This window comes from Motilibacter aurantiacus (genome assembly GCF_011250645.1).
Lineage (GTDB): Bacteria > Actinomycetota > Actinomycetes > Motilibacterales > Motilibacteraceae > Motilibacter_A > Motilibacter_A aurantiacus.
Window position 1 is genome coordinate 42,544 of sequence record NZ_JAANNO010000006.1, and the last position, 26,114, is coordinate 68,657.

Sequence of the window (26,114 nt, forward strand, 5' to 3'; positions counted from 1 at the left end):
TCAGTGGCCTCCCGCCGCCACGGGGGCGCCGAGGCAGTCGGCCGGCACGGTGCCCACGTCCGCCCAGCGGACGCTCTCCCCACGGAAGACCGGGCCCTCGGTGCAGGAGCGGACCATGCGCGTCACGCCGTCCTCGCCGACGACGGGCAGCACGCACGTCATGCACACCCCGATGCCGCAGGCCATCGCCTCCTCGACGGCGACCTGCGCCGGGATCCCCGCGCCCGCAGCCACGTCCGACACGGCCCGCAGCATGGCCATGGGGCCGCAGGCGTAGACGACGTCGGTGGCGGCGCGCTCGATGACGCGGGGCAGGGCGTCGGTGACCCGCCCCCGGATGCCGAGCGAGCCGTCGTCCGTCGTCACCGTGACCGAGTCGGCCATCCGCTTGGCCTCGAGGACGCCGAAGAGCCGTTCCTCCGTCGCGGCGCCGAGCACGATGTCGACCCGGCAGCCGCGGGCGCGCAGCCGCTCGGCGAGGGTGAACAGCGGCGCGGAGCCGTAGCCGCCCCCGACGAGCGCGCAGCTGGCCGGCTCCTTGGGCAGCGCGAACGGCGTCCCCAGCGGGCCGACGACGTCGACCGGGTCGTGCGGCCGGCGCGAGGCCAGCCACTGGGTGCCCGGCCCGTGGGCCGACACGACGATCTCGACCGTGCCGCCGTAGACGCCGCGCTCCTGGCAGCGGTGGATGCTGAAGCTGCGCCGCAGCAGCATGCTCGAGCTCTGGTCGCCGATGGCGAGCGCGACGAAGTGGCCGGGGCGGAAGCGCTCGGCCACCCCCGGCGCGAGCAGGGTGATCGCGGCGTACGCCCCGACGCGCCGCACGGACAGCACCTCGCCGCGCACCTGCACGACCCCGCCGAGCGGGGCGCTGGGAGCCACCGTCATGCCCCCGCACCCGGCCGGGAGGACGGCGACTGGGCCTGGGCCGCGCGGATCGTCTCGCCGTGCTGCTGCAGCGAGCGCACGCCGAGGTCGCCCCGGGTCAGCGCCTCGATGCCCTGCACCGCCGCACCGAGCTCCTGCACGGTCGTGATGATCGGCCGGTCCATGGCGACCGCGGCCGTACGGATCTCCCACCCGTCGGCGCGGGCGGCCCGACCGGTCGGCGTGTTCACGATCATGTCGACCTCGCCGGCGAGGATGTGGTCGACGATCGTCGGCTCCCCCGGCGCGGCCGCCCGCTCGCTGTGCTTGCGCACGACGGTGGCGGCGACGCCGTTGCGCGACAGCACGGCGGCCGTCCCCTCGGTCGCGAGCAGCTCGAAGCCGAGGTCGGCCAGCCGCTTGACCGGGAAGACCATCGCGCGCTTGTCGCGGTTGGCGACGCTGACGAAGACCCGCCCCTTGATCGGGAGCCCGCCGAACGCGGCGGCCTGCGCCTTGGCGAACGCGGTGCCGAAGGTCGAGTCGATGCCCATGACCTCGCCGGTCGAGCGCATCTCCGGGCCGAGGACGGCGTCGACGTGCCCGCCCTCGACCGTGCGGAAGCGGGAGAACGGCAGCACCGCCTCCTTGACCGACAGCGGCGTGCCGAGCGGGAGGTCTCCCCCGTCGCCGCGCTCGGGCAGCATCCCCTCGGTACGCAGCTGCGAGATCGTCGCGCCGAGCATGATGCGCGCGGCCGCCTTGGCCAGCGGCACCGCCGTCGCCTTGGAGACGAACGGCGCGGTGCGCGACGCGCGCGGGTTGGCCTCGAGCACGTAGAGCACGTCGGAGGCGATCGCGAACTGCACGTTGAGCAGCCCGCGCACTCCCACGCCGCGGGCGATCGCCTCCGTGGAGGTTCGGACGCGGGCGATCTCCTCGGCGCCGAGCGTCGCGGGCGGCAGCACGCAGGCCGAGTCGCCGGAGTGGACCCCGGCCTCCTCGATGTGCTCCATGACCCCGGCGAGGTAGAGCTCCTCGCCGTCGTAGAGCGCGTCCACGTCGATCTCGACCGCGTCGTCGAGGAAGCGGTCCACGAGCACCGGGTGCTCAGGCGTGACGGCGCCCGCGACCGACGCGAACCACTCGGCGAGCTCGTCGGCGTCGTGCACGATCCGCATGCCGCGCCCGCCCAGGACGTACGACGGGCGGACCAGCACCGGGTACCCGATGCCGGCGGCGATCTCGCTCGCCTCGTCGTACGTCGTGGCGGTGCCGTGCTGCGGCGCGGGCAGCTTGGCGGCCGCGAGCACCCGGCCGAACGCCCCGCGGTCCTCGGCCAGGTGGATCGCCGACGGGGAGGTGCCGACGACCGGCACGCCCTCCTCCTCCAGCGCCTGCGCGAGGCCCAGCGGGGTCTGCCCGCCGAGCTGGACGATGACGCCCGCGACCGGGCCGGCGCGGCGCTCCGCGGCGACGACCTCGAGCACGTCCTCCAGCGTGAGCGGCTCGAAGTAGAGCCGGTCGCTGGTGTCGTAGTCGGTCGAGACGGTCTCGGGGTTGCAGTTGACCATCACGGTCTCGAAGCCGGCGTCGCGCAGCGCGAAGGACGCGTGCACGCAGGAGTAGTCGAACTCCACGCCCTGCCCGATGCGGTTCGGCCCGCTGCCGAGGATCAGGACCGCCGGCGTCTCGCGCGGCTCGACCTCGTCCTCCTCGTCGTAGGCCGAGTAGTGGTACGGCGTGCGTGCCGCGAACTCGGCCGCGCAGGTGTCGACGGTCTTGTAGACCGGGCGGACGCCGAGGGCGTGCCGGACACCGCGGACGACGGACTCCGGCATGCCGCGCAGCTCGGCGAGCTGGGCGTCGGAGAAGCCGTGCCGCTTGGCCCGGCGGATGACGTCGGCAGTGAGCTCCGCGGCGCCGCGCACCTGCTCGGCCACCTCGTTGATGAGGGCGACCTGGTCCACGAACCACGGGTCGATGCCGGTGGCCTCGTGCACCTCGTCGACCGTCGCGCCGGCGCGCAGCGCCTGCTGCACCTCGAGCAGCCGCGACTCGTGCGGGCGCCCGGCCGCGGCCAGCAGGGCAGCCTTGTCGCCCGGCTCGCCGGCCCAGCTGAAGCTCGACCCCTTGCGCTCCAGCGACCGGAGCGCCTTCTGCAGCGCCTCGGGGAAGCTGCGCCCGATGGCCATGGCCTCGCCGACGGACTTCATGTGCGTGGTGAGCGTGGAGTCGGCCGACGGGAACTTCTCGAACGCGAACCGCGGAGCCTTGACCACGACGTAGTCGAGCGTGGGCTCGAAGCTCGCGGGCGTGACCCGGGTGATGTCGTTCGGGATCTCGTCGAGGGTGTAGCCCACGGCGAGCTTGGCGGCGATCTTGGCAATCGGGAAGCCGGTCGCCTTGCTGGCGAGCGCGCTGGAGCGCGAGACGCGCGGGTTCATCTCGATGACGACGACCCGCCCGGTCCGCGGGTCGACCGCGAACTGGATGTTGCAGCCGCCGGTGTCGACCCCGACCCCGCGGATGATCGCGATCGAGATGTCGCGGAGCACCTGGTACTCGCGGTCGGTGAGCGTCATCGCCGGCGCGACGGTGATCGAGTCGCCGGTGTGCACGCCCATCGGATCGAGGTTCTCGATGCTGCAGACGACCACGACGTTGTCGTTGCGGTCTCGCATCAGCTCGAGCTCGTACTCCTTCCACCCGAGGATCGACTCCTCGAGCAGCACCTCGGTCGTCGGCGAGAGGTGAAGACCGCTTCCGGCGATGCGGCGCAGTCCCTCCTCGTCGTAGGCCAGCCCCGAGCCGGAGCCCCCCATGGTGAACGACGGGCGGACGACGACCGGGTAGCCGAGCTCCTCGACCGCGGCGAGGCAGTCCTCCATCGAGTGGCAGATGCGCGAGTCCGCGTAGCCGGCCCCCGGGATCGTGTCGAGGACCTCCTTGAACTTCTGCCGGTCCTCGCCCTTGACGATCGCCTCGACGTTGGCGCCGATCAGCTCGACGCCGTACTCCTCGAGGACGCCGGCCTTGTCCAGCGCCATCGCGGTGTTGAGCGCGGTCTGACCGCCGAGGGTCGGCAGCAGCGCGTCCGGCCGCTCGGCGGCGATGACCTTGGTGACGAACTCGGGCGTGATGGGCTCGACGTAGGTCGCGTCGGCGATCTCCGGGTCGGTCATGATCGTCGCCGGGTTGCTGTTGACGAGGATGACGCGCAGGCCCTCGGCCTTGAGCACCCGGCAGGCCTGGGTGCCGGAGTAGTCGAACTCGGCCGCCTGCCCGATGACGATCGGCCCGGAGCCGATGACGAGGACGCTGCGGATGTCGTCGCGGCGGGGCATTCAGCGACGTCCCTTCTTGTCGAGCATCAGGTCACGGAACCGGTCGAAGAGGTACGCCGCGTCGTGCGGCCCGCCGGCGGCCTCGGGGTGGTACTGGACGGAGAACGCGGGGGCGTCGAGCAGCCGGAGCCCCTCCACCACGTTGTCGTTGAGCCCGACGTGGCTCACCTCGGCCCGGCCGTACGGCGTCTCGACCGGCGTGCCGTCGACCGGCGCGTCGACCGCGAAGCCGTGGTTGTGGGCCGTGACCTCCACCTTGCCGGTGGCGCGGTCCTGGACCGGCTGGTTGATCCCGCGGTGGCCGTAGCGCAGCTTGTAGGTCCCGAGGCCGAGCGCGCGGCCGAGGATCTGGTTGCCGAAGCAGATGCCGAAGGTCGGCAGCTCGCGCTCCAACGCCCCGCGGACGGCCTCGACCGGCCCGTCGGTCGTCGCCGGGTCACCCGGCCCGTTGCTCACGAAGAGCCCGTCCGGCGCGACGGCGAGGATGTCCTCGATCGTGCTCGTCGCGGGCAGCACGTGGACCTCGATGCCGCGGTCGGCCATCCGCAGCGGGGTCGCGCGCTTGACGCCGAGGTCGAGGCAGGCGACGCGCAGCTGCGCCTCGCCGACGGCGGGCACGACGTACGGCTCGGGCGTGGTGACCTCGGCGGCGAGGTCGGCCCCGACCATCCCGGGGCTGGTGAGCACGCGCTCGAGCAGCTTGGCCGGGTCGTCCTCCATCGTGGACAGGCCCACGCGCATCGCACCGCGCTCGCGCAGGTGCCGGGTCAGCGCGCGGGTGTCGACGCCCCCGACGCCGACGACGCCCTGCTCGCGCAGCTCGTCCTGCAGGGTGCGCTGTGCGCGCCAGTTGGACGGGCGGCGGGCGGGGTCGCGCACGACGTAGCCGGAGACCCAGACGCGGCGCGACTCGGGGTCCTCGTCGTTGACGCCGGTGTTGCCCACGTGCGGGGCGGTCATGACGACGACCTGCCGGTGGTACGACGGGTCGGTCAGCGTCTCCTGGTAGCCGGTCATGCCGGTGGCGAAGACGGCCTCGCCGAAGGCCTCGCCGTCGGCGCCGAAGGCCTCGCCGCGGAAGGTGCGCCCGTCCTCGAGGACGAGCAGGGCGTCGCGGGCCATCAGGACTTCACCTCCACGAGCCCCTGCACCGCTGCCAGCAGCGCGTCCCGGTCGGCCGCGGCGCGTGGCCGGAACCCCGTGTCGAGCTGACGCGTCCCGTGCTCCCAGGTGACGACCACCAATCCGCCTTCCTCTACGAACTTGCCCGCCATCCCGCGCTCGAGCCGGCCGCCCCGCAGGGCGGCCGTCGGCACGAAGACGTCGGGGGCGCCGACGCGGGCGAAGAGCACGCCCGCGTCGGACACGATCATGTGGGCCAGGCTGCGCACGCCCAGCCCGTGGGGGACGATCCGGTCCAGCCAGTCGCCGGCGGTCGTCGTGACGACGTACGTCCCCTCGCCGCGGGCGCGGACGGCGCCGCGCGCGACCGCCTCGGGCACCTGCGGCAGCGCGGGGACGTCGGACTGGCGCGCGCCGCGCTTGCGCCAGCCCCTCCAGAGCAGCAGGTAGCCCAGCGCCAGCGCGGCGAGCAGGCCGCCGACGAGCCAGAGCCGCTCCCCGAGCTTGGTCAGGTGCTGCTGCTCGGCGGCGAGCAGGACGGCCTCGCTCATGCCAGCGCCCCGTCCAGCACGGTCGGGCGCCCCCGCAGGAACGTCGCGACCACCCGCCCGGGGAGGGTGCGCCCGGCATAGGGCGTGTTGCGGCTGCGTGAGGCCAGGCCGGCGGGGTCAATGGTGCGCCGTGCCGCCGGGTCGACCAGGACGACGTTGGCCGGCTCCCCGGCCTGCAGCGGGCGGCCGTGGCCGGTGAGCCGGCCGATGCGGGCCGGCCGGGTCGAGAGCCGGTCGGCCACGCCGGCCCAGTCGAGCAGGCCGGTCTCGACCAGCGCCTCCTGGGCGATGGCCAGCGCCGTCTCGAGGCCGAGCATGCCGGGCAGCGCGTTGGCCCACTCGCCCTCCTTGTCCTCGGCGGCGTGCGGGGCGTGGTCGGTGGCGATCGCGTCGATGACGCCGTCGGCCACGGCCTGGCGCAGCGCCTGCACGTCGTCCTTGCCGCGCAGCGGCGGGTTGACCTTGAAGACCGGGTCGTACGTCGCGGCGAGGGACTCGTCGAGCAGCAGGTGGTGCGGGGTGACCTCGGCGGTGACGGCGATGCCGCGCTCCTTGGCCAGCCGCAGGATCTCGACCGAGCCCCTGGTCGACACGTGGCAGATGTGCAGCCGGCTTCCGACGTGCGCGGCGAGCAGGACGTCGCGGGCGATGACGGCCTCCTCGGCGACCGACGGCCAGCCGCGCAGGCCGAGCACCCCGGACAGCGCCCCCTCGTTCATCTGCGCGCCGTCGGTGAGCCGCGGCTCCTGGGCGTGCTGCGCGATGACCCCGTCGAACGCCTTGACGTACTCCAGCGCCCGGCGCATGAGCACCGCGTCGGAGACGCACTTGCCGTCGTCGGAGAAGACCCGGACCCGGGCGGCGGAGTCGGCCATCGCCCCGAGCTCGGCGAGCCGCTCGCCGCCCAGCCCGACCGTGACCGCCCCGACCGGCGCGACGTCGCAGTGCCCGGCCTCGCGGCCCAGCCGCCAGACCTGCTCGACCACGCCGGCGGTGTCGGCGACGGGATCGGTGTTGGCCATGGCGTGCACGGCCGTGAAGCCGCCGAGCGCGGCGGCCCGGGTGCCGGTCTCGACCGTCTCGGCGTCCTCGCGCCCCGGCTCGCGCAGATGGGTGTGCAGGTCGACCAGGCCCGGGAGCGCGACGAGGCCGTCGGCGTCGACCACGGTCGCGCCCGCCGCCCCCGCGGTGCCGGCTGCCGTGGCCTCGGCGAGCACGCCGTCACGCAGCACGAGGTCGACCGGGCCGCCTCCGTACGGGCGGGCCCCGCGCAGGACGAAGGTGGTCGAGTTCGCTGAACCGCTCATCGCTGGTGCTCCTTGCTGCTGTCGAACGCCCCGCCGAGGAGCAGGTAGAGGACCGCCATGCGGACGCTGACCCCGTTGGCGACCTGCTCGACGATGGTCGAGCGCTCGGAGTCGGCGACCTCGGCCGCGATCTCGACACCGCGGTTCATCGGCCCGGGGTGCATGACGATCGCCGTGTCCTGCAGGGTCGCGGCCCGGGTGGCGTCGAGGCCGTAGCGGCGGGTGTACTCGCGGGCGCTCGGGAAGTAGGCCTCGCTCATCCGCTCGCGCTGCACGCGCAGCAGCATCACCACGTCGGCCTTCGGCAGGACCGCGTCGAGGTCGTACGACACCGCGCACGGCCAGGTCTGCACGCCGATCGGCAGCAGCGTCGGAGGCGCGACGAGCGTGACGTCGGCGCCGAGGGTGGCCAGCAGCAGCACGTTCGACCGGGCGACCCGGCTGTGCAGGACGTCCCCGACGATCACGACGCGGCGGCCGGCGAGGTCGCCGCGGCCGTCGGCCAGGCGGCGGCGCATCGTGTACGCGTCGAGCAGCGCCTGGGTGGGGTGCTCGTGGGTGCCGTCCCCCGCGTTGACGACGCTGCCCCCGACCCAGCCCGAGGCCGCGAGCCGCTGGGCGGCGCCGCTGGCCGAGTGGCGGACGACGACGGCGTCCGCGCCCATCGCCTGCAGCGTCAGTGCGGTGTCCTTGAAGCTCTCGCCCTTGGAGACGCTCGAGCCCTTGGCGCTGAAGTTGATGACGTCGGCGGAGAGCCGCTTGGCCGCCGCCTCGAAGGAGATGCGGGTGCGGGTGGAGTCCTCGTAGAAGAGGTTCACCACGGTGCGGCCGCGCAGGGTGGGCAGTTTCTTGATCTCGCGCTGCTGCAGGCCGGCCATCTCGTGGGCGGTGTCGAGGACGAGCAGCGCCTCGTCACGGCTCAGGTCGCCGGCGGAGACCAGGTGCCTCACTGCGCGCCTCCCGTCGGGCGGAGCAGGACCCCGTCCGCGCCGTCGTGCTCGGCCAGCCGGACCTGCACGCTCTCCCGCAGCGAGGTGGGGATGTTCTTGCCGACGTAGTCGGCCCGGATCGGGAGCTCGCGGTGGCCGCGGTCGACGAGGACCGCGAGCTGCACGGCGCGCGGGCGTCCCACGTCGTCCAGCGCGGTGAGCGCCGCGCGGACGGTGCGGCCGGAGAAGAGCACGTCGTCGACGAGCACGACCAGCTTGCCGTCGACCCCCGACGGGGGAATCTCGGTGCGCTCGAGGGCGCGGGCGGGCCGCAGCCGGAGGTCGTCGCGGTACATCGTCACGTCGAGGCTGCCGACGGGGACCGGGCTGCCCTCGAAGCTCTCGATCCGGGCGGCCAGCCGGCGGGCCAGGGCGACGCCTCGGGTCGGGATGCCGAGCAGGACGAGGTCGGCGCCGCCCTTGCCCCGCTCGAGGACCTCGTGCGCGATGCGCGAGAGGGAGCGGTCGATCTCGGCGGCGGTCAGGACGGTGCGTACGTCGGGCTCACGCCCGGGCTCGGCGGGGGCCGCGGCCGCGGGCAGCTCGACGTCGCGCCGCCCCTCGGAGGGGACGGTCGTCAACGCTGGACCTCCTTACCCGCCTCGCTGGACGGGCCTTAAAGGATGTCGGTGAGGGGCTGCGGTGCGCCGGCTTGCCGCCGCACCGTCTGGCACCGTACCAGCCGGGGCCGGCGGCAGCGTCGCCGCGACCTCGAGCACCGCGCGCGCCACCCGCTGCACGCGCGCGGCAGACGGGTGCCGCTCCAGCTCCACGGTGACCGAGGACCCGGGCAGCTCGGTGTTGTGCCACTGGCCGAACGTCCCGCTGCACCCTCCGCTGCCGCAGGAGAAGGTCTTGACCGGCAGGCCCGCCCGCTCGGCGAGGGCGCGCACGAGCGGGCGCGCGCGGGCACCGTAGGAGTCCACGCCGTGCAGCGGCTGGTGCAGCACGACGGTCATCTGCGGGTCGACGCGCCGGACGAGGCCGAGCAGCGCCCGCGTCTCGGGCTCGCTCGCGGCGGACGGGCCGGGCCAGGTGCTCGACCCGCGCGCGCCCCGCGCGCGCCAGAGCACCGGGAAGTTGCGGTTGAGGTCGACCCCCCTGGCGTTGACCCGGGTGCGGGCGGCGAGGCCGTCCGGGTTCGCGGTGGGCACCACCCAGAGGTCTATGCCCTCCGGCAGCCCGCCGCGGCGCAGCAGCCGCGCCACCTGCGCCCCGGCCCGCTCGTCGCCGTGGACCTGGCCGATCACGAGCACGCGGACCGCGGGCGCGCCCGGCCGCCAGCGCCGTACCGCGACCAGCTGACGGCCGCGCACGGATCGTCCGAAAATGATCACCCTCAGTGAGCTTTGCGGGCTCGACACGGGCACCGCGGCGCGTCGCTCGGGCAGCGCAGGAGCCGGTGCGTGCGCACCGCCTAGCCTTCGGCTCGGATCGGTCGGGGCGGCACCGGCCGGGGCAGGCAGGGCCGCGGCGCACACCAGCGCAGCGGTCATCCAGCGGGCCCGACGGCCGGGTCGGGAGCGGGGAAGGAGCACCGGGCCATGGTGACCGGGCCCACTGGCGGCTGTCCCCCGTACGGATGGTAAGGAGCGGGTTGCGCTTGACCTGCGGCCTTCACTCTCCGTAACGTCACTCTAAGTCACGGCCCTCGCGGCCGGTAATCGTCGGGAGGTTCACGGGTGGCAAGCGAGTACGGAAGGGCGCTGGGAGCACGGCTCCGGGCGATCCGGACGCAGCAGGGCCTCTCTCTGCACGGCGTCGAGGAGAAGTCGGACGGCCGCTGGAAGGCGGTCGTGGTCGGCTCCTACGAGCGCGGGGACCGGGCCGTCACCGTGCAGCGGCTCGCCGAGCTGGCGGACTTCTACGGCGTCCCGGTGGCCGAGCTGCTGCCCGAGGGCGCGCCCAGCGCCGCGTCGGAGCCCCCGCCGCGGCTCGTCATCGACCTGGAGCGGCTCGGCTCCGTGCCCGCGGAGAAGGCCGGCCCGCTCGCCCGCTACGCGGCCACCATCCAGAGCCAGCGCGGCGACTACAACGGCCGCGTCCTCTCGATCCGCCAGGACGACCTGCGCACCCTGGCGGTGATCTACGACCAGTCCCCCAGCGTGCTCACCGAGCAGCTCATCACCTGGGGCGTGCTCAACCCCGAGGCCCGGCGCGCGGTCGTCGAGGACTGACCGGGCGTACGACGAAGCCGTGGAGCGCGGGGCGCGGGTGACGACACCCCCCGGCGCTCCACGGCTTCGTCGTGCAGGCCGCGCGGCGGGCCGCTAGGAGTCCTGCGGCTCGACCTGTGACAGCTGCGGACGCAGCCCGAGCACGGTGCCGAGCAGCCCGTTGACGAACCCCGGGGACTCGTCGGTCGACAGCTCGCTGACGAGGGCAACGGCCTCCGCGACGGCCACCGGGCCCGGGATGTCGTCGCGGTGGAGCAGCTCGTAGACCGCGATGCGCAGCACGTTGCGGTCGACCGCCGGCATGCGGTCGAGCTCCCAGCCCTGCGCGTGCCGGGCCAGGACGGCGTCGATGGCCTCCCGGTGGGCCGCGACGCCCTCGACGAGCTCCACGGCGTACGCCGAGACCGGCGGCTCGCCGCGCGAGACGTGCTCGGCGAGCGAGGTCAGCGGGTCACGGCCGCGCTGCTCGGCCTCGAAGAGGACGTCGAGGGCGCGCTTGCGCGCCTTGTGGCGGGCCGACACGTCAGCTCGACACGCGGCCCAGGTAGGACCCGTCGCGGGTGTCGACCTTGACCTTCTCGCCGCTGGTGATGAAGAGCGGCACCTGGACCTCGGCGCCGGTCTCGAGGCGCGCCGGCTTGGTGCCACCGGTCGAGCGGTCGCCCTGCAGGCCGGGCTCCGTGTACTCGATGACGAGCTCGACCGAGGCCGGCAGCTCGATGTAGAGCGGCGTGCCCTCGTGGATCGCGACCATCGCCATCTGGTTCTCGAGCATGTAGTCGGCGTTCTTGCCGACGGTCGCCGCGGGGACGTTCAGCTGGTCGTACGAGTCCGTGTCCATGAACACGTAGTCGTTGCCGTCCTTGTAGAGGTACTGCATGTCGCGCTTGTCAACGGTGGCCGTCTCGACCTTGACGCCCGCGTTGAAGGTGCGGTCGACGACCTTGCCGGACAGGACGTTCTTGAGCTTGCTGCGCACGAAGGCGCCGCCCTTGCCGGGCTTGACGTGCTGGAACTCGATGACGGTCCACAGCTGGCCGTCGATGTTCAGCACCAGGCCGTTCTTCAGGTCGTTGCTCGTCGCCACGGGTACGCCTCGCCTCGTTCGGATGTCCGTCGTTGTGCTCTGCCCGGTGGCCGCAACAAGCACAGGCGTCAGGAGCCGCGTCGCGAGCCGTCCGAAGGCACGGCTTCCCAGCCTACCGGGGGCGGGCAGGCCCGGGCTCGGGCACCCTGAGGCGCGCGCGGCGGCACCGGCGGCCCCCGCGTCACCCGTCCGGCCGGTCCAGCGCCTCGCGATCATCCGTCCGGGCCATCGGAGACGTCGCGTTCGCGCCGACTGTCGGGCAGAGGGGGCGAACGGCCCCCGCGAGGGGAGCCCGTATGTCTCTGACCCGCCGATGGCGCCGCGCGGCCCTGCCCGCCGTGCTCGCGGTGCCGGCCCTGCTGGCGGGCCTCGTCGTGGCCCCGGTGGCACCGGCCGGTGCCGCCACGGTGGCGGCTCCGGCCGGGCTGGCCCCGGACGCGGGGGCGGTCGTGTCGAACGCGGAGCTCACCTGGGCCCCGGTCGAGGGGGCGACCGGCTACGAGGTCCAGCTGTCCGACAGCGACGGATTCGACCCCAACGTCCTGGCGGCCACGGTCCCGACGCCGGCCTGGCAGCTGCCGCCGCTCGTGCCGAGCGGCGACTACGTGTGGCGGGTCCGCGCCACCACCGCCGCGGCTGCCGGCGAGTGGAGCGCGCCCGCGACGCTCACGAGGAGCTGGGACGCAGAGCCGGCGTCGCCGGTCACCGTCTCCTCGGTCGCGGTGCCGGTCGTCAGCTGGCAGCCCGTCGCCGACGCATCGTTCTACGAAGTCGAGTTCAGCGCCGACCCGTTCCACGACGCCTGGTCCTACGAGGGCCGCGAGGACACCCGCCGGTTCACCTGCTACACCCAGCACACCTACCTCGCGCCGTACGGGACGGCCGCGGGCAAGGAGGCGCTGCCGGGCGACGAGACCAAGTGCGCGTTCGCCTTCGGCGAGGACCCGCGCGTGCAGTGGCTCGAGGACGAGCAGAAGACGTGCCTGGACAAGACCGAGCCCACCGCCCGCGCTGTCTGCCTGGCCGACGCCGCCGAGCGGGTGGCCGCCCGCAACCCGATGGAGGGCGGCAAGTTCTTCCCCGGCGCGTGGTACTGGCGGGTCCGGGGCCGCGACGGGACCGTGAGCGAGGCCAAGACGCCCTTCAACGACCCGGCGCTCAGCTGCACCGGCGTCTGGGACGGCGCCGGCGGCACGAAGAGCGTCTCGGACGGCAAGATCACCGTGCCGGTCCCGTCCGCGGTGCCCGGCTACGCGCCCAAGCCGGCCTGCAGCAGCTGGTCCGACCAGGGCACGTTCACCTTCACCTCGCCGGCGGCGGTCGCCGAGGCCGTGTCGGCGGTGCCGGGCGGTGCCGCGGTCACCCCGGTGGCCGGCGGTGTCGCCTCCGCCACGCCGGTCTTCTCCTGGCAACCGGTCGACGGGGCGATCAAGTACCGCCTCTACGTGTCGCGCACGAAGGACCTGCGCGACTCCGACCACGTGTGGGAGACCGCCGCGACGAGCCTGTCGCCCTACGGCACCCTGCCCGACGCCCGGTCGCTCTACTGGGGCGTGCAGGCCTGCGGGTGGCGGCTCTGCGGCCCGGTGAGCGGCCCGCAGCGCTTCGGCAAGCTCGCGACCTCCCCGGTACGCGCCGTCTCCGCCGTCTCCGCGGGCCCGGTCGTCAGCGCGTCCTGGACGACGCAGACCGCTGCCGTCCCGGCGGGCGCCCGCGTGGCGGCGACGGACTCCGAGGCCAAGGCGTACCGCGTGCAGGTGGCGGTCGACGGCAACTTCGCCCAGCCGGTCGTCGACGTCACGACCGACCGGGTCGTGCGCCCCGGCGACCCCGCGGGGACCAGCCGGGTCACGCTCGACGCGAGCAAGCTGGGCAACGGCACCTACACGTGGCGGGTCCGTGCCCTGGACGAGTCCGGCTTCGCCTACCCCTGGTCGTCCGGCGCCCCCTTCCGCCGGGACGTCGACACCCCCCAGGCCAGCATCGGAGCCGCCGACGGGATGGCCCTGACCGGTGCCGTCCCGCTGGCCTTCAGCGAGCCGGTCACCGGTGTCTCGGGCACCACCGTCGGCCTGGTGGGCGAGGACGGGGCCAAGGTCCGCGGCGTGGTGACGCGCCAGAGCGGCACGGCCTACACCTTCACCCCGTCCGCGCCGCTGGTCGCGAACACCCGCTACTCCGCGTGGGTGGCGCCGACGGTCCTGGACCTGTCGGGCAAGAGCGCGATCGCTGTCGGGACGACCGTCCGCACCACCGGGGTCGTGGACAGCGCGAGCTCGGCACTGGTGCGGGTACGCGGCGGCTGGCGCACCGTCACGGCCTCCGACGCGGCGGGCAAGTCGTTCGTCCGTGCCACCAAGGGCAAGGCCAAGCCGGCGGTGAAGGCCGTGCTGCGCGGCACCTCCGTGACGGTCCACGCCTGCCGGAGCGTGCGGTCGGGCATCGCGACGGTCGCCGTCGACGGGCGCCGGGTGGCGACCGTCGACCTCTACCGGGGCTACAGCAGCTGCGGCAGGGTCGCGACGGTGAAGGTCCCGGCGGGCAAGCACACCGTGGTCGTGAGCGCGACGAGCAAGGGCAACAAGCGCTCGCGGGGCACCGACCTCGCGGTGGACGCCATCAGCGGGGCCTGACGGCCCACCACCCGCGTGGTGCGACGCGCGCCGTGCTTCCTCCGCCTGGCGAAGGGGCACGGCGCGCTCGTGTGCCCGGGCGGCGATGACTTCCGCCCCGACGGGACGTCTTCCCTGCTGACGCACACGTCGTGCGACCGCGCCGCAGGAGCGGCATCCGAGAGAGGGACCCCGCCATGACCATGATCTTTATCAACCTGCCGGTCGCGGACGTCCGCGCCTCCGACGCGTTCTGGCAGGCGCTGGGCTACGGGCGCAACGAGCAGTTCTGCGACGACCAGGCCACCAACGTGGTCCTCGACGACAACATCACCCTCATGCTGCTGCAGCAGGCGCGTTTCTCCGACTTCCTGCCGGCCGGGACGCCGGTCGCCGGCCCGCACGCCGGGACACGGGCGCTCTACGCGCTGTCGGCCGACAGCCGGGAGGCCGTCGACACCCTCGTGGACAAGGCCCTCGCAGCCGGCGGCAGCGACTGGATGCCGGCCCAGGACCACGGCTTCACGTACGGCCGCTCGTTCCGCGACCTCGACGGCCACGTCTTCGAGGTGATGTGGATGAACCCGGCGGTGGCCGCCGGCGAGGCCGAGGTGCCCGAGCTCGCCGCCGCCGGCTCCTGACCGCGGGACCGGGCCCGGCTCAGGACAGCAGCGCCGCGACGGCGCGCAGCGCCAGCCGGTAGGAGTCGAGCCCGAAGCCTGCGACCGTGCCGGTCGCGACTCCCGCCACCACGCTGGTGTGCCGGAAGGCCTCGCGCCGGGCGGGGTTGGTGATGTGCACCTCGACCAGCGGGGCGCGGCCGTCGAGCTGGGCGCAGGCGTCCCGCAGGGCGTAGGAGTAGTGCGTGAAGGCGGCGGGGTTCAGCACGACGGGCACCGCGCCGTCGGCCGCCTCGTGCAGCCAGTGCACGAGCTCGGACTCGTCGTCGGTCTGGCGCACGTCGGCGGTGAGGCCCAGCTCGGCCGCCGTCGTCGCGCAGGCGGCCGCGAGGTCCGCGAACGTCTCCGAGCCGTAGACCTCGGGCTCGCGGCTGCCGAGCCGGCCGAGGTTCGGCCCGTTGAGCACGAGCACCGTCGTCACGGGGTCACCTCCGCGTACGCCGCCGCCAGCAGCGCCGGGTCCGGCCCCTCGAGCCGGGACGGCTTGCCCACGTCGTCCAGGACGATGAAGCGCAGCAGGTCACCGCGCGACTTCTTGTCGACCTTCATCGTGTCGAGCAGCTTCGGCCAGGCGGCGGCGCCGGCGGCGTACTGCGTGGGCAGCCCGAGGGTGGTGAGGATCGACCGGTGCCGGTCGACGACCACGTCGTCCAGCCGGCCGGCCAGCCGGGCCAGCTCGGCCGCGAACATCATCCCGATGGCGACGGCCGAGCCGTGCCGCCACTGGTAGCGCTCGACCTTCTCGATCGCGTGCCCCAGGGTGTGCCCGTAGTTCAGGAACTCGCGCTCGCCCGACTCGCGCAGGTCGGCGGCCACGACGCGGGCCTTCACCGCGATGGCCCGCTCGATCAGCTCCCGGGCGTGCTCGCCCGTGGGCGAGGCCGCTCCCTCGGGGTCGGCCTCGATGAGCTCGAGGATGCGTGGGTCGGCGATGAACCCGGCCTTGACCACCTCGGCCAGCCCGGCCACGTAGTCGTTGACCGGCAGCGTCTCCAGTGTCGTCAGGTCGCAGAGCACCCCGGCGGGCGGGTGGAAGGCGCCGACGAGGTTCTTGCCCTCGGCGGTGTTGATGCCGGTCTTGCCCCCGACGGCCGCGTCGACCATCGCCAGCAGCGTGGTGGGCACGTGCACGACGGCGACGCCGCGCAGCCAGGTGGCCGCGACGAACCCGGCGAGGTCCGTGGTCGCGCCGCCGCCGACGCTGACCACCGCGTCCGAGCGGGTGAAGTGCGCCTGGCCGAGCACGGACCAGCAGAAGGCCGCCACCTCCGCCGACTTGGCGTCCTCGCCGTCGGGGGTGTCGAGCAGCACGGCCTCCAGGCCGGCCGCCACGAGGTCCTCGCGCACCGCCTCCGCCGTCGCGCCCAGGGCGTGCGGATGGATCACGGCGACCCGGCGGACGCGGTCACCCAGCAGGCCGCGCAGCTCACCGAGAAGGCCACGGCCGACGACCACGTCGTACGGCGCCTCGCCTCCCACGCGGATGCGGGTCGGCGCGCTCATCGGCGGCCCTCCAGCCGCGCCACGATGTCGTCGGCGATTTCCTCCGGCGCCCGCTTGTCCGTCGGCACCGTCATGGTCGCCACCTCCTCGTAGAAGGCCCGGCGCTGCTCGAGCAGCCGTTGCCACTGCTGGCGCGGGTTGCCGAGCAGCAGGGGGCGCGCCTGGTTGAAGCCGACGCGGGCCGCGGCGTCCTCGATGCCGACCTCGAGCAGGACGACCGGCGCCGGCGAGGCGACGAGCGCGGCCCGGGTGCCGGCGTCGAGCACCGCTCCCCCGCCGAGCGCGAGGACGCCGACGAAGCCGTCGAGAGCCGCCGCCACCGCGGCGCGCTCGAGCTCGCGGAAGTGGGCTTCGCCCTTGTCGATGAACAGCTCCGCGACCGAGGTGCCCGTCGTGGCCTCGACGTCGGAGTCGGTGTCCCGGAAGGGCAGCGCCAGCCGGGCGGCGAGCAGCCGTCCCACGGTCGTCTTGCCGGCACCGGGCGGGCCGACGACCACTGCACGCGGACTCATGAACGCCGGAGCAGGCGGAGGGAGGTCACCGGACGCCCAGCCCGGCGAGGTAGGCGGCGGCGTTGCGGTGGGTCTCCGCGGCCGAGTCGCCGCCGAACTTCTCCAGCACCGCGTCCGCGAGGACGAGCGCGACCATCGCCTCCGCGACGACCCCGGCGGCGGGGACCGCGCAGACGTCGCTGCGCTGGTGGTGGGCCTTGGTGGCCTCCCCGGTCGCCACGTCGACGGTGTCGAGCGCGCGCGGCACGGTCGCGATCGGCTTCATGGCCGCTCGCACCCGCAGCACCTCGCCGGTCGACATGCCGCCCTCGGTGCCCCCGGAGCGACCGCTGCGGCGACGGATCCGGCCGTCCTCGCCGGTCTCGATCTCGTCGTGGGCCTTCGACCCGGGGGTCGCGGCGAGCGCGAAGCCGTCGCCGACCTCCACGCCCTTGATCGCCTGGATGCCCATCAGCGCGGCGGCCAGCCGGGCGTCCAGGCGCCGGTCCCAGTGCACGTGGCTGCCGAGGCCGGGCGGGAGGCCGGTGACCGCGACCTCGACGACGCCGCCGAGGGTGTCGCCGTCCTTGTGGGCGCGGTCGATCTCCTCGACCATCGCCGCGCTCGCTGCGGGGTCGAAGCAGCGCACCGGGTCCGCGTCCACCGCCGCGAGGTCGTCGGGGCCGGGCACGACGCCCTCGGGCGCCACGGCCCCTCCGATGCGTACGACGTGGCTGACGACGGTCGCGCCCACGGCCTGGGCGAGGAAGGCCTTGGCGACGCGGCCGAGCGCGACGCGGGCCGCGGTCTCCCGCGCGGAGGCCCGCTCGAGGATGGGCCGGGCGTCCTCGAAGCCGTACTTCTGCATCCCGACGAGGTCGGCGTGGCCCGGGCGCGGGCGGGTCAGCGGCGCGTTGCGCGCGAGCCCGGCCAGCACCTCGGGGTCGACCGGGTCCGCGGCCATGACCTGCTGCCACTTCGGCCACTCGGTGTTGCCGACGCGCACCGCGACCGGCCCGCCCTGGGTGACGCCGTGGCGCACTCCGCCGAGCAGCTCGACCTCGTCCTGCTCGAACGACATGCGGGCGCCGCGCCCGTAGCCGAGGCGGCGCCGCGCGAGGTCGTCGGCGAGGTCGCGGGTGGTGACCCGCACTCCGGCGGGCAGCCCCTCGAGGACGGCGAGGAGGGCAGGGCCGTGGGACTCCCCGGCGGTGATCCAGCGCAGCACGGCTCAGATCCTCCCACAGCGCGGTGCGTGGGCCGTACGCGCGCGCGGTGCCTCAGCCTGCAGGCACCGTCAGGGACTGGCCCTCGCAGAGGTCCTTCTTGACGGTGCCGTACGCGATGGTCCCGCAGCTGCCGCCCTCCAGGCGGAGCAGGGTGAACCGCTCGGCGAACTCCGCGCCCGGCACGGCGACGTACGTCTTGCCGGAGACCTGGAAGGTCGCGGCGGCGTTGTCGCCGCCCACCGCCACGAGCTTCACGACGACCGGGGCCGCGCTGGGAGACGGCGTGGGAGCGGGCGTGGCGGTGGGCGTCGGGCCGGGAGCCGCCGAGCCGGGTGCCGCGGTGGCGCTCGGGACCGCGGTGGGCGCCGGCGTGGCGCTCGCGGAGGGCGCGGCCGAGGCGGCCGGGGTTGCCGACGGGCGCGCGGCCGCGACGAGCGGGACGAAGGGGTTGCGCAGCGCGCCGCCGCCGGCGGGCCGGGCGCTGGTCAGCGTGTCGTCCCCGCCGGAGCCAGGCGTGGCTGCCGGGATGGCGGAGGCCGCGGGAACCGGGGACGCAGGGGCGGCGGCCGGGGCCGTCGTCACCACCGCGAGGGCGGTGTCGTCGCCGCCGGACGTCGTGGACCAGGCGAGCATCCCGGCCGCGACGACCGCGGCGCCGCCGGCGGCCACGAGGAACGCCGGCCGCACCTGGCGCTGGTCGGCGGGGTCTCCTGCACTGCGGGGCATGGAAGGTGTCCTTCGGTGAGCGTGCCGGAGCCGGGTCAGCTGGCGGGCAGGGTCGAGGTGCCGCCGGCAGGCGTGCCGGACGGGGTGGTGCCGGACGGGGTGGTGCCGGACAGGGTGGCGGCCGGGGCGCTGCTGCCCACGGCCGCGGTGCCCCCGGCCGCGGTGCCCGTGCCGTCGGCAGGGCGCACGAAGACCGCGCCCTGGATCTGCGCCTGGACCGTCCCGGCCGGCGCCTCGTCCGTGCCCGTCGCCATGGCGTCGGTGAGGGAGACCGTGGTCACCAGGAAGGCGCGGCCCATCGTCTCCAGCCGGCTGAGCAAGCCGGCCACCTCGAAGTAGTCGCCGGTGACCGTGAGCCCCACGGAGACGCTCTGCATCCCCGTGACGGTGCCGTCGGTGCCGGCGAGAGCCACCGGTGCGGCGGGCGAGATGCTCCCCAGCGTGACACCCGAGGCCGTGGCCAGGGCCGTGATCCGGCGGACGAGCGTGGGCAGGTCGACGCTGTCCGGCACCTTGCTGTTGAGCTGGGCCAGCGCGCGCTGCTTGGCGGGGAGCTCCTGCGCCAGCACCTTGAGCTGGCCGAGCTGCGTCGAGAGCTGGGCGTTCTGGGCCAGCTGCGCCGTCGCCTCGTCGCGCAGGCCGGAGGCCTCGGCCCGCTTCGGCCCGAGGAGGAGCAGCCAGCCGGCGGCCAGCAGGACTAGGCCTGCCGCCACCGTGGCGGCGGTCCACTTCTGGGTGCGGGTCATGTCAGCTCCCCGTCGAGTCGTAGCGGTGGGACAGCGCCTCGGCGGTCACGTTCACGCTCGAGGAGAACGTGATGAGCGTGCGCCCGAGCTCGGCGTCGACCGCCGACTGCGAGTTCGTGAAGTACGGATCGGCGAAACCCGGCTCGCCGGACAGCGCGTCCAGCCAGCCGGCCACGGCGTCCTGGCTCGTCGCCTTGCCGGTGAAGGTGATCGTGGCGACCGGGGCCGAGGTCACCGCGCTGCCGGTGGCCGGCGTCCCCGCGGCGTCCGTTGCAGTGGCGGCGCCGGCCTCGGGCTGCACGATCGACACCTCGGTCAGCCAGACGCCCTTGGGGACGATGACGCCGATGTCCCGCAGGTACTGCGACCAGCGCACGTCCCGGCCCATGGCCTGGGCCAGCAGCGCCGACTCGGCCTTCAGGTCGGCCTCGACCTGGGGGACGTCGGCGTACTCCTGCTGCGCGCTCTGCAGCTGCGCGCCCTCGGACCTCGCGGCCGCGAGGTCCTGCCGGGCGTCGGACACGGACCCGGCGGACAGGGCGTAGCCGGCGACGACGAGCGCGGCCACCAGGCCGAGGCCGGCCCCGAGGCCCGCCTGCACCCTGCGGAACCGCTGCTGCTCGAGGATCTCGGGCGGGAGCAGGTTGACCCGGGGCAGGACTGCCGCACGGGCGGCGGAGACCGCGGTGTCCGCGGTCTCGGCGGAGAGGAAGGTGGGTGTGGTCATCAGGCAGCTCCGAGAGCGAGGCCGACGGGCACCGTCGACGACGGGGCGAGCAGGCCCAGGGCGTGCTCGCTCAGGCCGGTCCTTCCGATCCGCAGCCGCGGGAGCGGAGTCACCGTGCGGACGGGCAGCCGGGTGGCCTCGGAGAGGCGGGCGTCCAGCCCGGCCAGCCGGGCGCTCCCCCCGCTGAGCAGCAGGTGGGCGATCGGCGCGGTGCCGGACGAGGCGACGTAGTAGTCGAACGAGCCGCGGATCTCCGCGACGAGGGCGCTCGTGGCGTCGGCGAGGGCGCGCCGCGCGTGGTCGCTCTCCGAGCCGTCCCACTCCGGGGCCGGGCCGTCCGGCGCGCCGGCGCCGAGCTCCTGCTTCAGCTGCTCGGCGCGCTCGAACGGGACGCCCAGGCGGTCGGCCACGGCCTCGGTGAGGTGCTGGCCGCCCATGGGCAGGATGCGGACGAAGCGCGGGACGCCACCCTGGTGGACGAGGACGTTGGTGACGCACGCGCCGACGTCCACGATCGCCTCGACGGGGACGCCGGGCCCGTCGGCAGCCGGGCCGGCGATGACCACCGAGCCGATCGAGCGCAGCACCGCGAAGGACGTGAGGTCGACCGACGTCGGCACCAGCTTTGCCTGCTGGACGGCGTCCACCAGCTTGTCGACCATCTCGCGGGAGGCCGCGACGAGCAGTCCGCGCAGCAGGCGTGCGCCGGTGGGGGCCTCGAACTCCTCCAGCGGGTGGAAGTCGAGCAGTGCCTGGTCGATCGGCATGGGGACGAGGTCCTGGGCCTGGAAGGCGAGCGAGGCCTTGAGGTCGGCCAGCGGCATCCACGGCAGCTCGACCTGACGGACGACGACGCGGGAGTTGGCGACGCCCAGGGCGACCTTCTTGGTCGAGAAGCGGCCGGTCGCCCAGAGCTCGCGCAGGGCTGCCGCCACGGCTGCGACGTCGACGACCTCTCCGTCGCGCACGGCGCCCGGAGGCAGCGGCACCTCCGCGAGGCGCTCGAGGGTCGCCCGCCCCTTCCCGGACGACACCTCCGCCGCCCGTACGCCGGACGTCCCGATGTCGAGACCGATGGCTCCAGCCACGTCGCTTCCTTCCCCGGCCGGCAGGGCCGCGCTGCGCACGGAAGTGCACTCGACAAGACCATCGGCGCGGTGGCCCTCGCCTTGAGCCCCCGCGCCTCCCGAACGGGCGCGTGGGGAAGGCCCGCGGGCGGGGTCAGACGCCGATGACGTCGAGGTAGGCGCCGGTGATGCTGCTGCCGGCCAGCACGCCGAGCAGCGCGCCGACGAGCATGAAGGGCCCGTACGGGATCGCGGTCTTGCGGGTGGCGCGTCGGCCGGCCAGCAGAGCCACGCCCACGACCCCGCCCAGCAGGAAGCCGAGGAACGCGCCGGCGGCGAGCGGCCCCCAGCCCAGCCAGCCCAGGTAGATGCCGAGGACGCCGGCCAGCTTGACGTCGCCGAAGCCCATGCCGGCGGGATAGGCGAAGGCGAGCGCGAAGTACCCGGCGTACAGGGCCGCCCCGCCGAGCAGGGCGCGCCCCAGGTCCGGCCAGCGGTCGTCGAGGACGGCGGGCACGGTCAGCAGCAGGGGCGCCACGGCGTACGCCGGCAGCACCAGGACGTTCGGCAGCCGCTTGACGTCGAGGTCGATGAGGGCGAGCGCGACGCCGAGCGCCCCGAGGTAGAGGTACGCCGGCAGCTCCCACGAGGCGCCGAGGCGCGCGCCGAGCACGACGAAGACGGCGGCGGTGAGCAGCTCGACCAGCGGGTAGCGCAGGCTGATGGGCGTCCCGCAGTCGCGGCATCGCCCGCGCAGGAGCAGCCAGCTCAGGACCGGCACGTTGTCGCGCGTGCGCACGGCGGCGGCGCAGGACGGGCAGTGCGATCCCGGGGCCACGACGCTCTCGCCGCGCGGCACCCGCCACACCACGACGTTGAGGAAGGAGCCGACGGCGAGGCCGACGACGGCCAGCAGCACGAGGAGGGCGGGCACGTGGGCCTCCTACCCGTCCGAGAGCAGGGTCGCGTTCCAGGTGGTGTCCACCGGGCGCGAGTAGTAGGGCGGCGGCTGGTTCGCGAGCCGGGCGTCGTAGATGTAGTTCTTGAGGTATCCGCTCGCGCCACCACCCGTGCCGACCGCGCCGCGGAACTTCTGCACGATCACTCCGCGGATGTTGAGCTTGCTCGCGTCGCTGCTCGCGGAGGAGAGGCCGGCGCCCGAGCTCGAGTTCTCGACCGCGAAGCTGTGGCTGAGCGAGGTGAGCGCGGCGTCGATGTAGTGGACGCTGGCCGCGGACGTGAGCAGGTTCTCGTCGTTGGCGTTGACCGGGTGGTACACCCACACGAATCCGTTCGCGACCAGGCCGATGACGTCCGTGCCGGAGAGACCGGAAGCGTACTTCAGGTCCCCGGTCACGACGATCTCGTCCGCCGAGGCCACCGTGACCTGGCCGGAGACCGTGCCCTGCACGTAGGCGTCACCGTCACTGCAGTCGTAGTCGTTGGTCCGGCTGTTCTGCACCATCGTCGCCCGCTCGAAGCCGAGCGAGGTGAGGCAGGTCCCGGTCAGCTGGTCGACGTAGACCACCGGCGGGATGGGGTACGTCTGCGCCGAGCTCCGGGCGTTGCCGTTGAAGCAGCCGCTCTTCGTCGTGGTGGTGTTGGGGCTGTAGACGGTCATGGTGGTGCCGCTGAAGGTGATCTGGGTCTCGCCCGTGTAGACGCACCCGTCGGTCACCGCGCTGGCCCGCAGGTCGCTGTTGGTCGCCGGCAGCGCGACGTCCGGCGCATAGGCCGGCTGGTACGCAGCGCGCCCCCCGTAGGAGGTCAGCGGCCCCCCGGACCCGTACCAGAAGCCGCGGCCGGCGTCGGCCGCCGGAGCCGACGTCGTGGACCAGCCGGTCTCGACCTTCGGGTTGAGGAAGGCGGGCGTGCCGCTCATGCTCAGCGCGTCGTTGCTGTGCAGCGGCCCGTCCACGACGTCACCGGTGGTCCAGGAGAGCTCGCCGCTACGGCAGACGCTGGTCACCGTCCTCCCGTCGCGGTACGGGCCGTTCACGACATTTCCCTTGCGGTCGATGACGTTGTAGTAGGGGTTGCTGTATGTCGTCCCGTCCGGCATCCGGAAGCTGGTGCCGGCCTTGTACGTCGTGCTGGCGCGGGCCGGCACGGTCGACGCCGCGCCGGCCGGCCGGAAGTAGCGGGCCGAGCAGAGCGCCTCGACGATCCTGGGGTCTGCGGCGTAGAACAAGTTGTTCCCGGGGCTTGCGGATCCGGAGACGTCGGCCCGGGCGGCGTCCTTGTAGACCAGCGGGTCCTGCACCTCGAACTGGGTGTTCCACAGGTAGTTCAGCAGGGTCTTGCGCTGCAGCTGCACGGTGAGCGTGCGGGACTCGGCCTCCGGCCCGCTGCCGCTGGTCCCCGTCACGCGCAGCCGGATGATGCCGGTGCGCGCCGTCTCCGTCGCGGTGCCGAGCGGCCAGTACTTGAAGTAGCCGGCCACTCCCCCGGTACCGGGCGCCGCCACGCCGATGCTCCTGCTCGCGACGGGGTCGTTCGGGTTGACGACCGCGAGGTTCGTCCGGTCGGCGGTCATGGTCTGGTAGTACAGGCCGTTGCCGTTGAGCCGGGACACGAACTCGTCGACCCCCGCCTGGGCGGCTGCGAGCGCCGTCAGCCCGTCCTCGTTCTCCCGGCCCGGCTTTAGGTCGCGGACGACGTAGGCGAGCGCGGAGAGCAGCATCAGCATCAGCACCGTCATCGCGACGACGACGGCGACGAGCGTGAAGCCGGAGTCCTCGCCACGGCGGGCGCGGAGCAGCACGCGCGAGCGCATCGGGGTCCCTCCAGGGCCGGTCATAGCAGGTTGGTCAGGGTGAGCCGGGTCCTCGCCTGGGACGGAGCCGTCCCGGCGGGCTTCGTCGGCGCGACGGCGAGGTCGACCGCAACGCTCTCGATGGCGGGCAGGTCACGTGCGGTGACCGCGCCGGAGGCGTCGGTCGCGAGCGGTGTCGTCGCGCCGGGGGTGGCGTAGAAGGTGAACAGGCGCTGGCCTGCCGGGTTGATCGAGCCGAGAGCGATGCAGGTGGTCCTCCGGCCCGAGGACGGCCAGGTGTACGGGGCACCGGCCCCCACCGCGGCGGTGCGGGCCTCCACCAGGCAGCCAGCGGCGGTGTCGACGTAGAACTCGATCTTCGTCGGCGCCGGGGTCCCCGTGGACCCGGGTGCCACGAGGCTGGCGTAGAACGTCACCGATCGCGGGCCCGCCGCCTCGAACGCCCCCGCGGTGCCGCCGCCGGGCGGCACGGCCACCCGCAGGCGACGCGACATGTAGGCCAGCGCCGTCCGCACGTCGGCCGTGGCGCCGGCACGGGCCATCGCCTGGCTGACCGACTTCTGGGTGGAGATGGTCAGCGCGGCGACTCCCGAAAGCACGATGCTCCCGACGAACATGGCGACGATGAGCTCGGTCAGGGTGATGCCGGCGTCGCCACGCACGGACCGCCGCCGCAGCCGGGCCAAGAACTCGCTGCTCATCCGATCACCTGCACCGGCTGCGTCTGGCCGGGGCTCAGGACGGCGGTGGCGACGCCCGTCGTGCCCGTCGGCGCAGCGCCGTCCGTCCGGACGATCGTCCAGGTGCCCGCGGGAAGCGCCGCCCGGTAGACACCGGCCGCGGTCTCCGTCAGCGGCCACTGCTCCCCGGAAGTGCACTGCGCGTTCGCGGGCTGCACCGCCCACACCTTGCTGGTTCCGGAAACGCCGTTCAGCTGTACCTGCAGGTCGACAAGTCGGACCTCCGCCGGGCTGGTCGTGCTCTCGCCGACCTGGGTCAGCGACGACGTGGCGGGCGAGGCCGGCGCGACGGCCGAGCACGTGCCCGCCCAGGCCCGGTAGGGGTCGGGGAAGACGGCGGCGGCGACGCGCGGCGGTGCGGCCGGGACCGTCGTGTCCCAGGACACGCAGCCACGCGGAGCGGTCTGGACGGCGGAGCAGTCGGCGAAGGGACGGGCTCGCGGAGACGCCCAGAGCGAGTTCTCCAGCGTGAGGCCGAGCGTCGCGGGGATCGGGAAGCCGTTCGGGGACGTGAGTGTGACCGCAAGCCGGCCGGAAGCGGCGTACGAGTCGATCGTCGCGCGGGTCACGGTGTTCTTGAGCGCCGTGACGGCAGCTTGAGGGGTGAACGTGGGCAGGCCCTCGCGGCTGATGTGGCCGGCCTTCGACACGGTCGGGAAGTAGGAGCCGGGCGTGACCCCGGTGAAGACGGCACAGCCGTCGCTGCCGGTCACCCGGGTCAGCGCACCCGGGCTCAGGCTGACGACCGCGTCCCCGATCGGACGGCCCTTCGGGGTCTTGACCAGGATGGCGAGGGTGCCCTTCTCGGGGTCCAGTGCGTCGCTGCCGAGGCCGAGGGCGCGCAGCGTGTCCATCCGGATCGGCTGCGTCGAGCCCATGTCCGGCCAGCGGACCTCGACGGTGATCAGCTTGTACGCCAGGCTCGAGCCGGTGCCGGCGCAGAGCGAGGTGGCCTCCCCCGAGGAGACGAAGTTCGCGGTCTGCCGGATGTCGTAGGTCGTGCCGTTGACGGTCGACCGCGCGCTCGTGAGGCCGTCGGCGATCGCGAGCGCGTCCTGGCCGCGGACGGCCTCGATCTGCTGGGAGGCGAGGCTGGACGCGACCGCCCGCTGGTCGTTCGCCTTCGTGGTGCTCAGCAGCCCGATCAGCAGCGAGGCCGTGATCGAGGCGAGCAGGCCGAAGATGACGAGGGAGACGATCGCCTCGGTGAGGGTGAAGCCGTCGTCGCGGCGCATCCGGTCGAGCACGCGCGGCGTCCTCTCGTCTCGGGTCACGGAGTAGGTGTCGGCGGATCCGGCTCGTGCTTGAGCCCGCCGGGCAACGCGGAAGGGGTGGCCGCCGAGGCGGCCACCCCTTCTGCCGGCGGTGGG

25 protein-coding genes are annotated in these 26,114 nt (G+C 74.1%); 3 read left to right on the forward strand and 22 right to left on the reverse strand.

The features are described from left to right. The 8 genes from G9H72_RS12080 to G9H72_RS12115 are packed head-to-tail and all read right to left on the reverse strand — an operon-like array spanning position 1 to position 9,679. On the reverse strand, positions 1–888 hold the full coding sequence (locus tag G9H72_RS12080; protein ID WP_166171330.1) for a dihydroorotate dehydrogenase electron transfer subunit: 888 nt from the start codon (positions 886–888) through the stop codon (positions 1–3). Then, positions 885–4,214 (reverse strand): carbamoyl-phosphate synthase large subunit, encoded by a 3,330-nt coding sequence (gene carB / locus G9H72_RS12085; RefSeq protein WP_166171332.1) that lies wholly within the window; start codon positions 4,212–4,214, stop codon positions 885–887. Before carB ends, G9H72_RS12080 begins: the two co-directional genes overlap by 4 nt. After that, entirely contained in the window at positions 4,215–5,336 is a 1,122-nt protein-coding gene (gene carA / locus G9H72_RS12090; RefSeq protein ID WP_166171334.1) for a glutamine-hydrolyzing carbamoyl-phosphate synthase small subunit, read from the reverse strand. After that, a complete protein-coding gene (locus tag G9H72_RS12095) occupies positions 5,336–5,887 on the reverse strand; it encodes a PH-like domain-containing protein (RefSeq protein ID WP_231126897.1) in 552 nt (183 codons plus the stop codon). Before G9H72_RS12095 ends, carA begins: the two co-directional genes overlap by 1 nt. Next, entirely contained in the window at positions 5,884–7,194 is a 1,311-nt protein-coding gene (locus G9H72_RS12100; RefSeq protein WP_166171336.1) for a dihydroorotase, read from the reverse strand. Before G9H72_RS12100 ends, G9H72_RS12095 begins: the two co-directional genes overlap by 4 nt. Continuing rightward, on the reverse strand, positions 7,191–8,144 hold the full coding sequence (locus G9H72_RS12105) for an aspartate carbamoyltransferase catalytic subunit (RefSeq protein ID WP_166171338.1): 954 nt from the start codon (positions 8,142–8,144) through the stop codon (positions 7,191–7,193). The genes G9H72_RS12100 and G9H72_RS12105 overlap by 4 nt, the downstream gene beginning before the upstream one ends. After that, positions 8,141–8,725: a bifunctional pyr operon transcriptional regulator/uracil phosphoribosyltransferase PyrR gene (gene pyrR / locus G9H72_RS12110; protein ID WP_166171780.1), complete on the reverse strand. Its 585-nt coding sequence runs from the start codon at positions 8,723–8,725 to the stop codon at positions 8,141–8,143. Before pyrR ends, G9H72_RS12105 begins: the two co-directional genes overlap by 4 nt. A gap of 51 nt (positions 8,726–8,776) precedes the next feature. Then, the gene (locus G9H72_RS12115; protein ID WP_231126929.1) at positions 8,777–9,679 is read right to left on the reverse strand and encodes a M14 family zinc carboxypeptidase; all 903 of its coding nucleotides are present in this window, start codon (positions 9,677–9,679) and stop codon (positions 8,777–8,779) included. 186 nt (positions 9,680–9,865) lie between these two features. Between G9H72_RS12115 and bldD the strand changes: the two genes are divergently transcribed. Further along, positions 9,866–10,360, forward strand: coding sequence for a transcriptional regulator BldD (gene bldD, locus G9H72_RS12120; RefSeq protein WP_166171342.1), 495 nt, complete (start codon positions 9,866–9,868; stop codon positions 10,358–10,360). A 93-nt stretch (positions 10,361–10,453) separates the two neighbouring features. On the opposite strand, the gene nusB is transcribed toward bldD, so the two are convergent. Together nusB and efp are read right to left on the reverse strand one after the other, a co-directional pair. Continuing rightward, positions 10,454–10,882: a transcription antitermination factor NusB gene (gene nusB / locus G9H72_RS12125; RefSeq protein WP_166171344.1), complete on the reverse strand. Its 429-nt coding sequence runs from the start codon at positions 10,880–10,882 to the stop codon at positions 10,454–10,456. A 1-nt stretch (position 10,883) separates the two neighbouring features. After that, positions 10,884–11,447: an elongation factor P gene (gene efp / locus G9H72_RS12130; protein ID WP_166171346.1), complete on the reverse strand. Its 564-nt coding sequence runs from the start codon at positions 11,445–11,447 to the stop codon at positions 10,884–10,886. A 296-nt stretch (positions 11,448–11,743) separates the two neighbouring features. Here efp and G9H72_RS12135 point away from each other — a divergent pair, with 296 nt between their 5' ends. Both G9H72_RS12135 and G9H72_RS12140 read left to right on the forward strand, forming a co-directional pair. Continuing rightward, a complete protein-coding gene (locus G9H72_RS12135) occupies positions 11,744–14,080 on the forward strand; it encodes an Ig-like domain-containing protein (RefSeq protein ID WP_166171348.1) in 2,337 nt (778 codons plus the stop codon). A 176-nt stretch (positions 14,081–14,256) separates the two neighbouring features. Then, positions 14,257–14,700 (forward strand): VOC family protein, encoded by a 444-nt coding sequence (locus G9H72_RS12140; protein WP_166171350.1) that lies wholly within the window; start codon positions 14,257–14,259, stop codon positions 14,698–14,700. 19 nt (positions 14,701–14,719) lie between these two features. Here the strand turns inward: G9H72_RS12140 and G9H72_RS12145 are convergent, their stop codons facing one another. The 12 genes from G9H72_RS12145 to G9H72_RS12200 form a co-directional block, all read right to left on the reverse strand. Continuing rightward, complete coding sequence (locus G9H72_RS12145; RefSeq protein WP_166171352.1) at positions 14,720–15,160, reverse strand: type II 3-dehydroquinate dehydratase; 441 nt, start codon at positions 15,158–15,160, stop codon at positions 14,720–14,722. Then, a complete protein-coding gene (aroB, locus tag G9H72_RS12150) occupies positions 15,157–16,242 on the reverse strand; it encodes a 3-dehydroquinate synthase (protein ID WP_166171354.1) in 1,086 nt (361 codons plus the stop codon). The genes G9H72_RS12145 and aroB overlap by 4 nt, the downstream gene beginning before the upstream one ends. Further along, positions 16,239–16,754 (reverse strand): shikimate kinase, encoded by a 516-nt coding sequence (locus G9H72_RS12155; RefSeq protein ID WP_166171356.1) that lies wholly within the window; start codon positions 16,752–16,754, stop codon positions 16,239–16,241. The genes aroB and G9H72_RS12155 overlap by 4 nt, the downstream gene beginning before the upstream one ends. Positions 16,755–16,779: 25 nt before the next feature. Beyond that, on the reverse strand, positions 16,780–17,961 hold the full coding sequence (gene aroC, locus G9H72_RS12160; protein WP_331272234.1) for a chorismate synthase: 1,182 nt from the start codon (positions 17,959–17,961) through the stop codon (positions 16,780–16,782). 52 nt (positions 17,962–18,013) lie between these two features. Further along, on the reverse strand, positions 18,014–18,688 hold the full coding sequence (locus G9H72_RS12165) for a hypothetical protein (RefSeq protein WP_166171358.1): 675 nt from the start codon (positions 18,686–18,688) through the stop codon (positions 18,014–18,016). Between the two features lie 35 nt (positions 18,689–18,723). Next, positions 18,724–19,434, reverse strand: a complete 711-nt coding sequence (gene pilO / locus G9H72_RS12170) for a type 4a pilus biogenesis protein PilO (protein ID WP_166171360.1) — start codon at positions 19,432–19,434, stop codon at positions 18,724–18,726. Position 19,435: 1 nt separating this feature from the next. Beyond that, a complete protein-coding gene (locus G9H72_RS12175) occupies positions 19,436–20,161 on the reverse strand; it encodes a PilN domain-containing protein (RefSeq protein WP_166171362.1) in 726 nt (241 codons plus the stop codon). After that, positions 20,161–21,249, reverse strand: a complete 1,089-nt coding sequence (pilM, locus tag G9H72_RS12180; protein ID WP_166171364.1) for a type IV pilus assembly protein PilM — start codon at positions 21,247–21,249, stop codon at positions 20,161–20,163. Before pilM ends, G9H72_RS12175 begins: the two co-directional genes overlap by 1 nt. Positions 21,250–21,382: 133 nt before the next feature. After that, positions 21,383–22,162 carry a prepilin peptidase gene (locus G9H72_RS12185; protein ID WP_166171366.1) on the reverse strand — a complete coding sequence of 260 codons (780 nt, stop codon included), beginning with the start codon at positions 22,160–22,162 and terminating at the stop codon, positions 21,383–21,385. Positions 22,163–22,171: 9 nt separating this feature from the next. Then, positions 22,172–24,004: a hypothetical protein gene (locus tag G9H72_RS12190; RefSeq protein ID WP_166171368.1), complete on the reverse strand. Its 1,833-nt coding sequence runs from the start codon at positions 24,002–24,004 to the stop codon at positions 22,172–22,174. Between the two features lie 20 nt (positions 24,005–24,024). Next, a complete protein-coding gene (locus G9H72_RS12195) occupies positions 24,025–24,705 on the reverse strand; it encodes a PulJ/GspJ family protein (protein WP_166171370.1) in 681 nt (226 codons plus the stop codon). Next, positions 24,702–26,018, reverse strand: coding sequence for a prepilin-type N-terminal cleavage/methylation domain-containing protein (locus tag G9H72_RS12200; RefSeq protein WP_166171372.1), 1,317 nt, complete (start codon positions 26,016–26,018; stop codon positions 24,702–24,704). Before G9H72_RS12200 ends, G9H72_RS12195 begins: the two co-directional genes overlap by 4 nt. Positions 26,019–26,114 lie beyond the last annotated feature (96 nt).

Excerpts from the sequence above, each read along its gene's own strand:
- G9H72_RS12175 (WP_166171362.1), bottom strand. The coding sequence starts at position 20,161 with ATGACCACACCCACCTTCCTCTCCGCCGAGACCGCGGACACCGCGGTC.
- G9H72_RS12115 (WP_231126929.1), bottom strand. The coding sequence starts at position 9,679 with ATGACCGCTGCGCTGGTGTGCGCCGCGGCCCTGCCTGCCCCGGCCGGT.
- G9H72_RS12165 (WP_166171358.1), bottom strand. The coding sequence starts at position 18,688 with ATGCCCCGCAGTGCAGGAGACCCCGCCGACCAGCGCCAGGTGCGGCCG.
- G9H72_RS12195 (WP_166171370.1), bottom strand. The coding sequence starts at position 24,705 with ATGAGCAGCGAGTTCTTGGCCCGGCTGCGGCGGCGGTCCGTGCGTGGC.
- G9H72_RS12095 (WP_231126897.1), bottom strand. The coding sequence starts at position 5,887 with ATGAGCGAGGCCGTCCTGCTCGCCGCCGAGCAGCAGCACCTGACCAAG.
- G9H72_RS12135 (WP_166171348.1), top strand. The coding sequence starts at position 11,744 with ATGTCTCTGACCCGCCGATGGCGCCGCGCGGCCCTGCCCGCCGTGCTC.
- G9H72_RS12140 (WP_166171350.1), top strand. The coding sequence starts at position 14,257 with ATGACCATGATCTTTATCAACCTGCCGGTCGCGGACGTCCGCGCCTCC.
- G9H72_RS12190 (WP_166171368.1), bottom strand. The coding sequence starts at position 24,004 with ATGCGCTCGCGCGTGCTGCTCCGCGCCCGCCGTGGCGAGGACTCCGGC.
- G9H72_RS12155 (WP_166171356.1), bottom strand. The coding sequence starts at position 16,754 with ATGAGTCCGCGTGCAGTGGTCGTCGGCCCGCCCGGTGCCGGCAAGACG.
- carB (WP_166171332.1), bottom strand. The coding sequence starts at position 4,214 with ATGCCCCGCCGCGACGACATCCGCAGCGTCCTCGTCATCGGCTCCGGG.
- aroB (WP_166171354.1), bottom strand. The coding sequence starts at position 16,242 with ATGAGCGCGCCGACCCGCATCCGCGTGGGAGGCGAGGCGCCGTACGAC.
- G9H72_RS12080 (WP_166171330.1), bottom strand. The coding sequence starts at position 888 with ATGACGGTGGCTCCCAGCGCCCCGCTCGGCGGGGTCGTGCAGGTGCGC.
- carA (WP_166171334.1), bottom strand. The coding sequence starts at position 5,336 with ATGGCCCGCGACGCCCTGCTCGTCCTCGAGGACGGGCGCACCTTCCGC.
- pilO (WP_166171360.1), bottom strand. The coding sequence starts at position 19,434 with ATGACCCGCACCCAGAAGTGGACCGCCGCCACGGTGGCGGCAGGCCTA.
- G9H72_RS12100 (WP_166171336.1), bottom strand. The coding sequence starts at position 7,194 with ATGAGCGGTTCAGCGAACTCGACCACCTTCGTCCTGCGCGGGGCCCGC.